Origin of the sequence: Comamonas odontotermitis (assembly GCF_040396735.1) — a bacterium.
Classification (GTDB): domain Bacteria; phylum Pseudomonadota; class Gammaproteobacteria; order Burkholderiales; family Burkholderiaceae_C; genus Comamonas; species Comamonas odontotermitis_C.
In genome coordinates, this window is sequence record NZ_JBEBNZ010000011.1 from 31,317 (window position 1) to 44,022 (window position 12,706).

14 protein-coding genes are annotated in these 12,706 nt (G+C 62.0%); 6 read left to right on the forward strand and 8 right to left on the reverse strand.

Annotation, left to right across the window (positions count from 1 at the left end):
* Window positions 1-15: 15 nt before the first annotated feature.
* From ACH2DG_RS11370 to ACH2DG_RS11380, 3 genes are all read left to right on the forward strand, one after another.
* Window positions 16-741 (forward strand): MotA/TolQ/ExbB proton channel family protein, encoded by a 726-nt coding sequence (locus ACH2DG_RS11370; protein WP_395026199.1) that lies wholly within the window; start codon window positions 16-18, stop codon window positions 739-741.
* Window positions 742-743: 2 nt separating this feature from the next.
* Window positions 744-1,157, forward strand: coding sequence for an ExbD/TolR family protein (locus ACH2DG_RS11375; protein WP_395026200.1), 414 nt, complete (start codon window positions 744-746; stop codon window positions 1,155-1,157).
* 401 nt (window positions 1,158-1,558) lie between these two features.
* Window positions 1,559-2,587, forward strand: coding sequence for a Bug family tripartite tricarboxylate transporter substrate binding protein (locus ACH2DG_RS11380; RefSeq protein WP_395026201.1), 1,029 nt, complete (start codon window positions 1,559-1,561; stop codon window positions 2,585-2,587).
* Here ACH2DG_RS11380 and ACH2DG_RS11385 read toward each other — a convergent pair.
* Together ACH2DG_RS11385 and ACH2DG_RS11390 are read right to left on the reverse strand one after the other, a co-directional pair.
* Window positions 2,584-3,477, reverse strand: a complete 894-nt coding sequence (locus tag ACH2DG_RS11385) for a nitroreductase (RefSeq protein ID WP_395026202.1) — start codon at window positions 3,475-3,477, stop codon at window positions 2,584-2,586. The genes ACH2DG_RS11380 and ACH2DG_RS11385 overlap by 4 nt on opposite strands.
* Window positions 3,478-3,878: 401 nt before the next feature.
* A complete protein-coding gene (locus ACH2DG_RS11390; protein WP_395026203.1) occupies window positions 3,879-4,469 on the reverse strand; it encodes a lipocalin family protein in 591 nt (196 codons plus the stop codon).
* A gap of 281 nt (window positions 4,470-4,750) precedes the next feature.
* On the opposite strand from ACH2DG_RS11390, the gene ACH2DG_RS11395 reads away from it, so the two are divergent.
* Window positions 4,751-5,005 (forward strand): hypothetical protein, encoded by a 255-nt coding sequence (locus ACH2DG_RS11395; protein ID WP_224152016.1) that lies wholly within the window; start codon window positions 4,751-4,753, stop codon window positions 5,003-5,005.
* Between the two features lie 97 nt (window positions 5,006-5,102).
* Here ACH2DG_RS11395 and ACH2DG_RS11400 read toward each other — a convergent pair whose 3' ends face one another.
* Entirely contained in the window at window positions 5,103-5,282 is a 180-nt protein-coding gene (locus ACH2DG_RS11400) for a hypothetical protein (protein ID WP_224152015.1), read from the reverse strand.
* 259 nt (window positions 5,283-5,541) lie between these two features.
* On the opposite strand from ACH2DG_RS11400, the gene ACH2DG_RS11405 reads away from it, so the two are divergent.
* A complete protein-coding gene (locus ACH2DG_RS11405) occupies window positions 5,542-5,673 on the forward strand; it encodes a hypothetical protein (protein ID WP_395026204.1) in 132 nt (43 codons plus the stop codon).
* Between the two features lie 91 nt (window positions 5,674-5,764).
* Here the strand turns inward: ACH2DG_RS11405 and ACH2DG_RS11410 are convergent, their stop codons facing one another.
* Window positions 5,765-6,454, reverse strand: a complete 690-nt coding sequence (locus ACH2DG_RS11410) for an L-2-amino-thiazoline-4-carboxylic acid hydrolase (RefSeq protein WP_395026205.1) — start codon at window positions 6,452-6,454, stop codon at window positions 5,765-5,767.
* A gap of 173 nt (window positions 6,455-6,627) precedes the next feature.
* Between ACH2DG_RS11410 and hemP the strand changes: the two genes are divergently transcribed.
* Window positions 6,628-6,825 (forward strand): hemin uptake protein HemP, encoded by a 198-nt coding sequence (hemP, locus tag ACH2DG_RS11415; protein ID WP_395026206.1) that lies wholly within the window; start codon window positions 6,628-6,630, stop codon window positions 6,823-6,825.
* A 404-nt stretch (window positions 6,826-7,229) separates the two neighbouring features.
* Here hemP and ACH2DG_RS11420 read toward each other — a convergent pair whose 3' ends face one another.
* The 4 genes from ACH2DG_RS11420 to recD form a co-directional block, all read right to left on the reverse strand.
* A complete protein-coding gene (locus ACH2DG_RS11420; protein ID WP_395026207.1) occupies window positions 7,230-7,637 on the reverse strand; it encodes a heme-binding protein in 408 nt (135 codons plus the stop codon).
* A 191-nt stretch (window positions 7,638-7,828) separates the two neighbouring features.
* Window positions 7,829-9,349 carry a 23S rRNA (uracil(1939)-C(5))-methyltransferase RlmD gene (gene rlmD / locus ACH2DG_RS11425; protein ID WP_395026209.1) on the reverse strand — a complete coding sequence of 507 codons (1,521 nt, stop codon included), beginning with the start codon at window positions 9,347-9,349 and terminating at the stop codon, window positions 7,829-7,831.
* A 230-nt stretch (window positions 9,350-9,579) separates the two neighbouring features.
* On the reverse strand, window positions 9,580-9,909 hold the full coding sequence (locus tag ACH2DG_RS11430) for a hypothetical protein (protein ID WP_395026211.1): 330 nt from the start codon (window positions 9,907-9,909) through the stop codon (window positions 9,580-9,582).
* A 529-nt stretch (window positions 9,910-10,438) separates the two neighbouring features.
* Window positions 10,439-12,676 carry an exodeoxyribonuclease V subunit alpha gene (gene recD, locus ACH2DG_RS11435; RefSeq protein WP_395026212.1) on the reverse strand — a complete coding sequence of 746 codons (2,238 nt, stop codon included), beginning with the start codon at window positions 12,674-12,676 and terminating at the stop codon, window positions 10,439-10,441.
* Window positions 12,677-12,706: the final 30 nt, after the last annotated feature.

Sequence of the window (12,706 nt, forward strand, 5' to 3'; positions counted from 1 at the left end):
GAAACAGGAAAAGCTATGGACTCGCAATTCGGCATCGCCCACGTCTGGGCCCAGGGAGATTTCGTGACCAAGGCAGTCGCCTTGATTCTGGTCGGCATGTCGCTCGCCTCTTGGATCGTGATCATCATCAAGGCGCTGGACATCATGCGCTTCAAGAAGTACGCCCGCAGCGCCCAGGACTTCTGGCACAGCGCCGACTTTGCTGCCGGCCTGGACAAGCTGGGCGCGCAGGTGGACAACCCCTTCCGCCAACTGGCCCTGGAAGGCCGTGAAGCCACCTCGCACCACCGCAAGACGGCCGAGCACCTGCACGATTCGCTCGACATCAGCGACTGGGTAACGCGCTGCCTGCGCAATGGCATCGACGAATTCACCGCCCGCGCGCAATCGGGTCTGGCTGTGCTGGCCTCCGTCGGCTCCACTGCCCCCTTCATCGGCCTGTTCGGCACCGTCTGGGGCATCTACCACGCGCTGGTCGCCATCGGCCTGTCGGGCCAGTCGTCGATCGACAAGGTAGCCGGCCCCATTGGCGAAGCGCTGATCATGACGGCCCTGGGCCTGGCAGTCGCCATCCCCGCCGTGCTGGGCTACAACGCACTGGTGCGCGGCAACAAGTCGGTGCTCAACCGCTTGAACAGCTTTGCCCATGACCTGCACGCCTTCTTCGTGACCGGTGCACGCCTCAATGTGGAAGGTGGCGGCGCCCGTGCCGTGGTGACGCCGCTGAAGAAAGGGGCCTGAACATGGCCTTTGGAACCCAAGACGAATCCGATGAGGTGATGAACGAGATCAACATGACGCCGCTGGTCGACGTCATGCTGGTACTGCTGATCATCTTCATCATCACCGTGCCGGTGATGAAGCACTCGGTGAACGTGGACCTGCCGCGCGCCGAGAACGTGCCCGAGGAAACCAAGCCCGAAACCATCCAGTTGGCCATCCTCTCGGACGGCAGCTACAACTGGAATGGCCAGGCCATCACCGACACCGAGCTGGAGCAGAAGCTGCAGGCAGAAGCCGCCAAGGAGCCGCAGCCCGAGCTGCACATCCGTGGCGCGCGCGATGTGCTCTACGAAAAGGTGGCGCAAGCCATGGCCGCTGCCCAGCGCAGCAACATCAAGAAAATCGGCTTCATCACCGACCAGGCTGCCAAGTAAGCTTATCTGGCACCGCAACCACAACAAGGGCTCCTGCAGGAGCCCTTTTCTGTTTTGCACCACAGCCGCAGCAGCCCTTTCTTGCCCCCCGCATCCTGCCCACGCCCTGCCCCTGTGTACACCCATGAGGAGTCCGCAGGGAACTTCAACCATTTTCTGCCATTTGTGCCGGTGCAGCATACTCGACAAGCTATTATTTCAATAGCAAACAATGCCATTGCGCTCCGTCAATGCAGCTCGTTCCACGACACCGTGCCCTCAGGTTTACCCCAAAAACAGCCTGTCGGACCAGCCTCTACACTGGTCTCAGGATCCTGGGCGAGCGGCACTGGCCGAAGCAGCGGCGGGCATTCACTCTCCAGCGCCTCCCCTGACCTGTTACCGTGCAATGAGGAGACATTTTGAAGACTGAATCCGGCCATCCATTCCCCTCCCTGAGCCGCCGCCAGTTGCTTCGCCTGGCAACGGTCGCCTCCGCTGCAGGCACCACCAACTGGGCCCTGGCCTCGGGCGACAAACCAGCGTTCCCCACCAAGCCTGTGCGTGTCATCGTGCCTTTTGCCGCGGGGGGCGCCACCGATGTCCTTGCCCGCGCCGTCTGCGACAAGCTGGGGCAGCAGATAGGCCAGCCATCCATCGTGGACAACCGCCCGGGCGCCGCAGGCCTGCTCGCATGCGACGCCGTCGCCAAGGCGGCGCCCGACGGCCACACCTTGACCCTGGGCACCACCAGCACCATGCTGTCCAACCAGTTCATGTTCAAGAAACTGTCCTATGACCCGCAAAAGGACCTGGTGCCGGTGGTACGCATCTGCTGGGCGCCGATCGTGCTCGTGGTCAACAGCAAGATGGCCGCACGCAACCTGCCGGAGCTGATGGCCCATGCCAAGGCCAACAAGGGTCAGCTCACCTACGGCAGCTACGGCATCGGCTCGCAAGGCCATCTGGCGCTGGCCACCTTGAGCAAGGTCACGGATTCGGACATGACCCACATCGCCTACAAGGGCGAGGCCCCCATGGTGCAGGACCTCGTGGGCGGCCAGTTGATGATCGGCATCGGCAGCATCCTCTCGCTCAAGCAGCACATTGACAGCGGCAAGCTGCGCGCCATCGCCTTCACCGGCCGCAACCGCGTGCCCGCCCTGCCCGACGTGCCCACCTTTGCCGAACTGGGCCACCAGCAGGATGCGTTCACCGTCTCGGGCTGGCTGGGCGTGGCGGCCACCGGCGGCACACCGGCAGCCGTGGTTGACCATTTGGGCGCCGAGATTCGCAAGGCATTGCAGACCCGCGAGGTCAACGCCCGCGTGCTGATGGCCGGCTTTGTGCCACTGACCGACGACAGTCCGCAGAAGTACCAGGCCGACTGGAAGCGGGAGCTACCGATCTGGAAGCAACTGCTGCAGGACGCGGGCGTACAGCCCACCTAGGCCGAGGCGCAGGACGGGCCAGGAAAAACAGGTGCCCACTGGCTGCGCATGCTCTGCGCCTGCGGCTTGCGGCGTGCCGGAGGTGCTGCAGCGATGCTCCCCAGGCTGATGAACCCCGCAAGAAACTCATGGGGCCCGACACCCAGGGCCGCCTTGAGCGTGGGGTCAAAGCACCGATCACCACTGAGCAAAATGCCGCCAAAGCCCAGTTGGTGCGCCGCATTGAGAAAATTGCCGATTGCAGCGCCGGCGGCAAGCCATTGCTCACGAAAGGGAACATTCCTGCGCTCCTGCAGCGACACGATGAAAGCGAGCAGAACGGGACTGCGCGTCGCGTGCTCCATGGCGCGGTCAAGATCGGCCCGGGAGGCGAGCGGGTCGCGGCGCAGCTTCTCCTCCATGAACAGACAGGCCAATGCCTGGCGCTGATCCGGCTCGAACGTGAGCACGCGCCAGGGATGCAGGCTGCCATGGTCGGGGGCGCAGAGCGCCGCTTCAATCATCAGATCCATGTCCTCCTGCGAAGGCCCAGGTTCACCCAGGCGCTTCGGCGAAATGGATCTGCGCCCCATCAGCGCGGCCAGCGCCGCTCTTTTTCTGGATGCCGCGAAGACCTGCTTGAGCTCTTCGACGGAATCGGTCAGGCTGCGGGCCCATTCCAGCACCTGGAGACCCGTCGCGGTGAACCCTGCAAATGGGTCTCCCCAGACCACCAGTTTCTGCCCATATTCCGCTTCCGCGCGGGCAATTGACTCCTGCAACCCTTCGGGAGAGAGCGCGCAGACGCGTGCCGCACCGCCCCAGTCGAGCGTGCGCTGCAAGGCCAGCAACTGGGGCGCAACATCCGCCAGGTGGAAATCTGAGGACAACGATTCTGCGCGCGGGGGCATGGCATCTCCAGCATGGGAACTTGCTTGTGTGGTTCACCGACGAAACCTCAGCGCAAGGCCGAGCTCCGCCGCCCCCTGCAACAGAATCCGTCTTTGCATGAGGCCGGCAGTAAACCGTTGGGTAGTCGCTATTATATTTTGGAATAGCGATTCAAGAAAAATGCCTCCCATGACCCATGACCAATCAGCTATGAGGCTTGACCCTGCCATCTCTTGATTCCAGTCAATGTATCCAAGCACGCTGAGTTGGGACGGCCTGCCCCTTGACGATGCGCAAGCGGCAAATACCTCCAACCGGCACTGCATCTTTCAGAGAACCGGGCTCTTGAAACAGGCCGCGTCTTTCGGCGTCAGGGGGCTGCCTGGGTGTGTCTGGCTCCCAGACTGAATGGCCGGCCCGCTCAGCGGCTATCGTCTGGCAAGGCCCCATGCGGAACCCGGTGCATGCGGCTGATATCCACTCCATTGGCCGCAGCCACTGAGAGCAGACCTGTATAGAGCTTGTCGCCCATTTCTGGGGTGCGCGACAACACCCAGCAGTACCTGCATCCATCTCCGACGACAACCGCGTGCTGATAGTCATCGTCCACATGCACCACGTAGTACCCGGAGTAGAACGGACGAAAGAACGAGACCTTCAACGAGCCATCCGTTGGCGCCCCGATAAATTGGGCTACGGCCTTTGCCGATTTCCATACGCCCTTCCCGGGGTCAAAACCCTGGTTGAATACACGCAGCGAGCCATCAGCGCCAAGGCGGTAGTCTGCAGTACATGATGTCAGCCCCTGTTCAAAGAAGTAGTCGATCCGGGCGATCTCATACCAGTGCCCCAGGTAGCGCTCAACATCAAAATCCTCGACCGGGAGCACATCGTCCGGTACCGACACACGTTGCGCAAAATACCATCCGGCGGCGATAGCGGCGCCTCCCGTGAGAATGCACGTTGCAGCGCAGGATGTGGAGTGACGCGAAGAAGGCAGCTTTCTTTCCATGGAACTCCCTTTCGAAACCTTGTTTATAGGTGCTCCACAGGCAGTTTCAGGTAGGAAATCTTCCAGAAGATCTCTGTGCAAGCCTGCCCGGCAATCAAGAAAACAAGCCGGTACCAGCGGATTTTGTAGCCCTCATCAAGGCTCGCTGCAACGCAAGTGCGTCCCATGCGGGATGGCGTGTGGAGTTGCAATTCATCGAGATATCCAGCCAAGCAACTGAGCGATAGACCTACGCCCCTTGCGCCCGGGCCCCGGCCTAATGGTTCTTTTGAGGAGGCTCCATGACTCGAAAACCAGTCAAAGGCACGACCACGCCAGAAGTTGAAGTCGATACAACCTCGCAGCAGACACCATCCAACCCCGGTTCGTCTGCAAAGCTTCCCCATGAGCGCGACCAATCGATCGGCGCGACCCGCAAGGACCCGCATCCGGAAGTCCAGCAGGCATTCAAGGATGTCAAGCGTGGGCTCGAAAACACCGACGCCAGGGGCACGGATGGACGCCCATTGGGCAGCAAGAAGCCCACTGAAGGATAGGTGAAGGAATCCGTCCGCACTCAATGCAGAACGCTGCGAGCTGCACGCCGACATTGAAAAAGCCGCCCATGTGGGCGGCTTGGTTCGCAATTTCGATTTACAACGCTGGTACTGGCTGCTCTGCTTTCAACTCAGAGAGCTCTCGCTCAACTATTTTCATCCGATCATGCTGTAAAGATCCTACCAAAGGCTCCAAGACCTGCAATTGCCTGAACTCTTCCTGCAAGCGTTGCAGGTACTGGAAGACTTTGATTCCTGTTCTGTCTGGATTTGTCATTTTGTCCCCCTTTGCTGCAGGACTCCCCTGCTTGGGCAAATGACCCATTCACTGTACGCCTATCTGCGCGCGGAGGCATCAATTGTTTCAACTTCGAACAGCTGTTCTGACCAGATGGCACTACGTCGGTGCGGCCCGGCGGACTACAGCTGCATGTCCGGGCAAGGCGTACTCTGAACTTGCAGTGTCCGCCAGCCCTCCATAGGGCGAAACAGCGCAGATGCTGCTCCATCCACCGCACGTTCATCAGGAGATCGACATGACCAACCAACAGCAGCCCAACCAGCATGACCAGAAGCCTGGTCAAAAACAGCAAGACCAATCGAATCCTCAGAAGCCCGGTCAACAGACCGATCAGCAGAAGCAGGACCCGCAGAAAAAGCAGATGTAATTGCCTCACCCCCCTGAGGAATACATGCCCGCATGGGCGGGTGCCCTGCGGGTTGCATTGCGCCCAGGGCGTACTGCCTGCTCCACCTGTCCTACTCTCGGTTCATCCTGGAGAAGCGAAAGTTGCAATGGCTTGCCCCGCCTGCCAGCGTTTGGGTTCTTTCCAGGTACACGCCGCGCGTCGCATAGTCGTCGAAGTCAAGGCCGCAGATACTCGACAGGATTTCCCCGTCTCCATGTTTCGCCGCAAACTTGCAAAAACCACAGGCCTTGTAGTTGATGCCAAACTCAAAGTTCTCGCCAGGGCCTGGCTCCACAAACTCGTAGGCGAAGTCATCCGGAAACTGCTGGCGATGCGCCTGCGTCATGCTGATTGCCGCCTGTTCCTTGATCGCGGCTTGGTTCTCCGGCGACAGATAATGACGCCCAGCGGCAAGCCTCTGTGCCTCTGGTAGCAAAAGACCTTGCTCCTTCAGCGTCAGGCGACCTATATCGCTGATGACCTGCAGCGGTACACCATGCCGCTGCAGCACGCGGCCCAGTGCCAAAAAGCCGATGAGCCTCATGAAAAAGTGGCTCATGCGATTGGCGCTGCCGCCCACATACGGCAATTGCGTGAGCACGACATCAAACTCGGCCAGTACCTCGTGCTGAATGCCATCGGTGTCGGTCAGCGGCGTGCGTTCACGTATCAACGGCGCTGCCAAAGCCATGCGCTGGACCATGCTGGAGACCATGGCGTCACGGTTTTCTTCATAGTACGGATGGGTGGAGTGAGCCATGGGATGCCTTTCGGATCAAGATGCAGCAGGTGAGCAGGCTGCCGTTTGAGAGTTGGTAGAGCCTGCTGCCCATCGAATTCTGACGTTCTGTATGGTTATTCGAAAGATTCTCTGGACTATGGAAATAAGAATCGTTATCATTTGATCAAGTTTTGAATCAACAAGCGATTGCCATGCAAACCAGCGCACCTCTTGCCCTTCCAACGACTGCTCCGCTCAGCACTGCCAGCACGGCCCAGCCCGCGTGCCCTGCAGGTACCCTGGAGAGCAGCGAATTGCTGCAAGGCGCCAAGGCCGTTTCCATTCTGCACAATGGCGCCATCTACCGCTTGCAGGCCACCAAGCTGGGCAAGCTCATTTTGACGAAATAGGTTTCATCGTGGGGCGACTCTAGGAGGCCAACACACCCTCCAAAGGTCGTATTTGCCAGCCAGAGGCTTGCCACGTAGCCAGGCACTTTTTTCCCACCGTCACAGACACAAAACGGCCGCCATTGTGGCCGTTTTGCTTTTGGTGATCCCTCTCCTGCAGTACGGCGGGTACTGCAGAACCGGCAACACTTGACGCAGGTCATCCGACGGCACCTGCCCCTTCGGCCTCTGTTACGCCACACACAGGTCGGAGAGACAACCATGAGCGAAGAACTCCTGCCCCGCGCCCTGCCCCTGAATGAATTGTTGCTTGCGGCGGGTTGCCGTGGTCCCCCCGCATGAAAAAAGCGGCCTCGTGGCCGCCTTGCACACAGAGATTGCTCTCCGGCTGGTAATGCTGGTGATTACAGGCCGATGCCAGCAATACCGGCCTTGGCGATCTGCGCGTCTTCGCTCGCCTTGACGCCGCTCACGCCCACAGCACCCAGGCATTCGCCATCCTTCATGACCGGCAGGCCGCCTTCGAGCATGCCGTCGATCACGGGCGCGCTCAGGAATGCGGTACGGCCACCGTTGATCATGTCTTCGTAGCCCTTGGTGTCGCGGCGGCCCAGCGCAGCGGTGCGCGCCTTGGCCTGGCAGATGTGGGCAGAGACGGGGGCTGCGCCGTCGCGGCGGATCATGCCCAGCAGGTTGCCGCCGTCGTCCACCACGGCAATGCTGACAACCCAGTTGTTCTTGGCCGCTTCGGCCTCGGCAGCGTTCAGGATGGCCTTGACATCGGCCAGCTCCAGCACGGGTTTGGTTTTCATGGTGTCTCTCCTCGATCGAATCGGTTCAGTTCAGTTCAGTTCAGATGGAAAGGATGTGTCCAAAGCCACTTTCCGGGCAGGAGGGGACTTTGCGCACATTCCTCGTTCCACTAGCATAACCGGCTATGAACAGATGGAATCTGTCGCCGTCATCACAGCATTTGTGCCTGAAAAGGTGGTAATCCGCCTTGTCAGGCGTCCATGAGGTTGTTTTCGCTCTCTGCAGCCAGCGCGGCCAGGTCTGCCTCTGCGTCTGTCTTGACGGAGGGCGGATGGCCATCCCATTCGAAGACGGCCATGCTCTCGACGTGGGCCGTATGCGGGAACATGTTGACCACGCCCGCTGCCACGCAGCGGTAACCGCCCTGGTGCACCAGCAGCCCCGCGTCGCGCGCGAGCGTGGCCGGGTTGCAGCTGACATAGACAATGCGGCTGGGCGGCGTCCACTCCTTGGCAGATGCGGGCAGCACAGGCGCATCGGGCACCTGGTGACGCGCCTTGTGGATGTCCGCCAGCGCCTTGGAGAGGGCAAACGCGCCTTCGCGTGGCGGATCGACCAGCCATTTGTCGGCCTGGCCATCGGCCACCAGCATCTCGGGTGTCATCTCGAACAGGTTACGTGCTACAAAGCTAGTAGCAGCAAGCACCTGACCAGCTGGCCTTGCAGCATTGTTGGCCGCGTAGTTCTCGTGCGAGCGCTGCACCAGCGTGTCCGATCCCTCGATGCCGAGCACTTCGCGCGCCATGGTGGCAATCGGCAGGGTGAAGTTGCCCAGGCCGCAGAACCAGTCGATCACGCGCTCGGTCTTCTTCGCATCCAAGAGGCGCAGCGCGCGGGTGACCAGCACGCGGTTGATGTGCGGGTTGACCTGGGTGAAGTCGGTCGGCTTGAAAGGCATGGTGATGCCGAAATCGGGCAGACCGTACGCCAGCTGCGTGCCGCCCTCGTCCATCAGGCGCACGGTGTCCGGCCCCTTGGGCTGCAGCCACCATTGCACGTTGTGGGCAGCGGCAAAGCTGCGCAGACGCTGCTGGTCGGCATCGGACAGCGGCTCCAGGTGGCGCAGCACCAGCGCGGTCACCTCATCGCCGCAGGCCACCTCGATTTGCGGGCAGGTCTCGCGCGCGTCCATGCTGGCGATCAGCTCGCGCATGGGCATCAGCAGGGCATCGACATGGGGCGGCAGCACCTTGCAGGTTTCCATATCGGCGATGTAGCGGCTCTTGCGCTCATGAAAGCCCACCAGCACCTTGCCCTTCTTGGCCACATAGCGCACCGACAGGCGGGCCCGGAAGCGGTAGCCCCAGCTCGGGCCTTCGATGGGGCGCATCACGGTCTCGGGCACCACCTTGCCCAGGTGCCAGAGGTTGTCCTCCAGCACGCGCTGCTTGATGGCGATCTGCCCGCTCACATGCATGTGCTGCATCTTGCAGCCGCCGCAGGCGCCGGCATGCAGGCCAAAGTGGGGGCAGCCGGGGCGCACGCGCTGCGAGGATTCGCGGTGGATCTGCAGCAGATCGGCCTGCTCCCAGTTGTTTTTCTTGCGACGGGTCTTGGCACTGACCCATTCGGTAGGCAAGGCTCCGTCGACAAACACGACCTTGCCGTCGGCGCGGCGCGCCACGCCTTGGGCGTCCATGTCCATGGAGGTGATGCACAGGGCATCAGCAGGAAATTGCGCAGCTTCGCGCGTAGCAATGTCAGCAGCCATTTCGGCCGCTGTCGGGGGTGGGGTGGGATGTGTTGGTGGGGTCTGCGCTTCACTCATCCTGCTATTTTCGCAGGCCGGGCAATGGCCCAAAGCAAACCTCTGGCAATTTCAGCCGGAATGGGCAGGCGCAGAGCGCAAAAGGCGGGCCCGGCGCTACTCCCCAAAAAACAAAAGCCAGCACGAGGCTGGCTTTGCAGGCAGGCAAGCTGCCTATGACTCTACGACCCGGATCACTGGGCGGTGATCATGCTGCCCAGATTCAACTGATCGGTGACCATATTGGCGTTGGTGGACTTGAACCCCTTGCCCTTTTCCAGCTCGTTCACCTCGGTCACGCAAATGCTGTTGTTGGGCGAGAACACCATCTGGCTGCCGGCAGGCAGCTGGTTCTGTGTTTGGTGCAGTTGCTTGGACATGTCCACCGGCGGCTCCACGCTGCGGTACACCACTTCACTCTTGGCGTTGTAGACGGTGTAGCACGCTGCGTGCGACCATGCAGAAGCCGTCAGCGCCAAAAGCGCCACCACACTTGATCGAAAACTCTCGCTGTTGTTCATCATTGCAATCCTCCGCAATCTTGTTGTATTGATAGCTAGAAGTTACCAAAATTTTGCAGCGCGCGCACCTCTGCCTATGCGCAATTTGCGGCAGGAACCAACACAAAAACAAACACTTACACAAAACTGAGGTCTGGCAAAGAATTCATCCACATTCTTATTGATAATTATTCTCATTCAATGTTATAGTTCACCCATCGCCGCTGCAGAAGGCGCAGACGCTTCCTCAAAAAAGCGCTTGTGCCAACGCAAAAGTGATTGTTTCATCGTGGGGCGACACTCGGGGCCTGTTCAGCTTCGGGGTCGTTTTAGCCAGCCAACGACTTGTCGGGTAGCCACGCATTTTTTCGATGAAACGATTTCGGCCCTGAATGCCTTGCCTCAGCCTGTTGCACCCTGCCCTTTAGGCATGGGCTGGCGACCACTTTCCATTGCGCCGCAGTCTGCACTGCTGGCGCTTTTTGCTTTTTCGGTCGCTGCGCGAGGGGCGCGGGGTTCTGCCCGCGCCACCTGCCAGCCTTTGTGCATCACTTCACAGCTCGCCCTGCCGCAGACCGCTGGCGCGCTTGACTTGCAGGTGGCTCGCCTGCTCCAGCACCGCAAAGCTGCTGGTGCCGCCTGCCACCACGGTGAGCCAGTTCTTGGCGCGGGTGATGCCGGTGTAGACGAGTTCGCGCGTCATGATGGGCGAGAGCTGCGGCGGCAGTACCACGGCGGCGTGGTCAAACTCCGAGCCCTGCGATTTGTGGATGGTCATTGCGTACACCGTCTCCACCGCCTGCAGGCGGCTGGGCAGCACCCAGCGCAGGCCTTCGCTGGTGGCAAATACCACGCGCAGGCCGCGCAACGGGTTTGTGGCGTGATTGGCTTCTTGCAGACGCCCAGCATGCGCCATCAGCTCCTGATTGTGTAGCGGGACTTCGACCGTGATGCCGATGTCGCCATTCATCAGCTTCAGGCTGTAGTCGTTGCGCGTAACCAATACCGGCCGGCCGGCATACCAGCCGCTGCTGTGCGCAATCAGGTCGCGGTGGGCCAGCAGCTGGGCAATGCGCTCGTTCATGCCCTCCACACCCCAGGGCCCGCTGCGCAGCGCGCACAGCACCTGAAAACGGCTGTGCGCGGCCAGCAGGGCGTGGGCCCATTCGTCCAGCGCGGCCTGGCCACCCTCCTGGGGCATGGCGCGCAGCATTTGCAGGTAGTGGCCATAGCCCACCGGGCCGCCCTGCTGCTTTTGCGCGCTTTCAGGAAAGCGCTTGCCGCCACCATCGATCACCAGCTGCGCCAGCGACGAGTGGGTGATGTCCGGCACCGGGTAGGCAGCCACATCGGGGTACTGCTCCTTGAGCAGGCCCTTGATGGCCTTGCCGTTGCCTGCGTTGACCTCACGCGCCAGCCTGCCAATGCCGCTTTGGGCATGAAAGCGGTGGCTCACGCGCAGCATCACCACCGCCTGGTCGAGCGGTTTGCCCACAATGTCCTGCAGCTGCGCGGGCACTTGCTGGCCGGTCACCTGGTGCAGCCAGTGCGCGGTCTCGTGCCAGTACAGGCCGCGCTCCGATTGCGCGCACAGCTCGCCCAGCACGGCGCCCGCCTCCACCGATGCGAGCTGGTCCTTGTCGCCCAGCAGCACCAGGCGCGCATCGCGCGGCAGTGCCGTCAGCACGGCGGCCATCATTTCCAGATCGACCATCGACGCCTCGTCGATCACCAGCACATCGAGCGCCAGCGGATTCTGTGCATTGTGGCGAAAGTGGCGGCTCTCGGGCCGGCTGCCCAGCAGGCGGTGCAGGGTCTGCGCCTCAGCGGGAATCAGTTGCTTCAGGCTGCGCGACTCGCCGTTCATCACCACCGGCGGTGTGTGGGGCATTTCAGCGTCGGAAATGCGGCCCAGCGCCTGCACGATGGATTCGGTCAGCCGCGCAGCCGCCTTGCCCGTGGGGGCGGCCAGGCAAATGCGCAACGGACGCGCAGGCCTGCCGCTGGCCGCATCGGGCTGCAGGGCCATGTGCTGCAGCAGCGCCAGCAGCTTGACGACGGTGGTGGTCTTGCCGGTGCCCGGGCCGCCGGTGATGATGGCAAAGGCGCTGGTGGCAGCCAGCGCGCAGGCCATCTTCTGCCAGTCAGGACCCTGGGCATCTGCGCCCTGCGGGGCAAACAGCACATCGAGCGCCTCGCGCAGCGCGGCATCCTGCGCGGGCGTGCGGGCGGCGCGCAGGCGGCCGCTGGCATCGATGCGCTGGCCGATGGCGCGCGCCACGTCCTGCTCGTGCTGCCAGTAGCGGCGCAGGTACAGGCGGTCGCCCTGCAGCACCAGCGGCGTACCGCCCTGCGTGGCCTTGCCTTCGCCCGCCACCAGTGCGCTGGCCAACAGCGCGCCCTGCCATTGGGGCAGGCTCACGTTCGCCAGCAGCTCGCTGGGCAATGGCAGGGGCGTAGCCTCCACCGCGCCGCTGCCTTGGTCGGCCGCGTCGGGCGGCAGCGAGAGGACAAAACGGCTGCCAGCCAGGGTGGCGCGCAAGTCCAGGCAGACGTGGCCGCGCCCCAGCTGGTGGCTGGCCAGCGCAGCGGCCAGCAGCACCAGCGGCGATGCAGAAGGGTCCAGCTCGTGCAGAAAGAGCACCAGCGCCTCATCCAGGCTGCGCAGCCAGCCGTGCGCCGTCCAGCGCTGCACCGTGTGCAGCAAGGTGGCCGTGGCGCTGTCGGCGGCCACCTTCGCGGCAGGCCGCGCCTGCGCCTCCCGGCGGTGCTCCTGGCCAGAGGTGTTCACAGTCAAATCTTGTTCTTCTCGTGTCATTGC

Coding starts and splice junctions, on each gene's coding strand:
- ACH2DG_RS11395 (WP_224152016.1), top strand. CDS start 4,751: ATGACTCGAAAACCAGTCAAAGGCACGACCACGCCAGAAGTTGAAGTC.
- ACH2DG_RS11385 (WP_395026202.1), bottom strand. CDS start 3,477: ATGCCCCCGCGCGCAGAATCGTTGTCCTCAGATTTCCACCTGGCGGAT.
- ACH2DG_RS11390 (WP_395026203.1), bottom strand. CDS start 4,469: ATGGAAAGAAAGCTGCCTTCTTCGCGTCACTCCACATCCTGCGCTGCA.
- ACH2DG_RS11420 (WP_395026207.1), bottom strand. CDS start 7,637: ATGAAAACCAAACCCGTGCTGGAGCTGGCCGATGTCAAGGCCATCCTG.
- ACH2DG_RS11410 (WP_395026205.1), bottom strand. CDS start 6,454: ATGGCTCACTCCACCCATCCGTACTATGAAGAAAACCGTGACGCCATG.
- ACH2DG_RS11370 (WP_395026199.1), top strand. CDS start 16: ATGGACTCGCAATTCGGCATCGCCCACGTCTGGGCCCAGGGAGATTTC.
- hemP (WP_395026206.1), top strand. CDS start 6,628: ATGCAAACCAGCGCACCTCTTGCCCTTCCAACGACTGCTCCGCTCAGC.
- ACH2DG_RS11375 (WP_395026200.1), top strand. CDS start 744: ATGGCCTTTGGAACCCAAGACGAATCCGATGAGGTGATGAACGAGATC.
- ACH2DG_RS11405 (WP_395026204.1), top strand. CDS start 5,542: ATGACCAACCAACAGCAGCCCAACCAGCATGACCAGAAGCCTGGTCAA.
- rlmD (WP_395026209.1), bottom strand. CDS start 9,349: ATGGCTGCTGACATTGCTACGCGCGAAGCTGCGCAATTTCCTGCTGAT.
- ACH2DG_RS11400 (WP_224152015.1), bottom strand. CDS start 5,282: ATGACAAATCCAGACAGAACAGGAATCAAAGTCTTCCAGTACCTGCAA.
- ACH2DG_RS11430 (WP_395026211.1), bottom strand. CDS start 9,909: ATGATGAACAACAGCGAGAGTTTTCGATCAAGTGTGGTGGCGCTTTTG.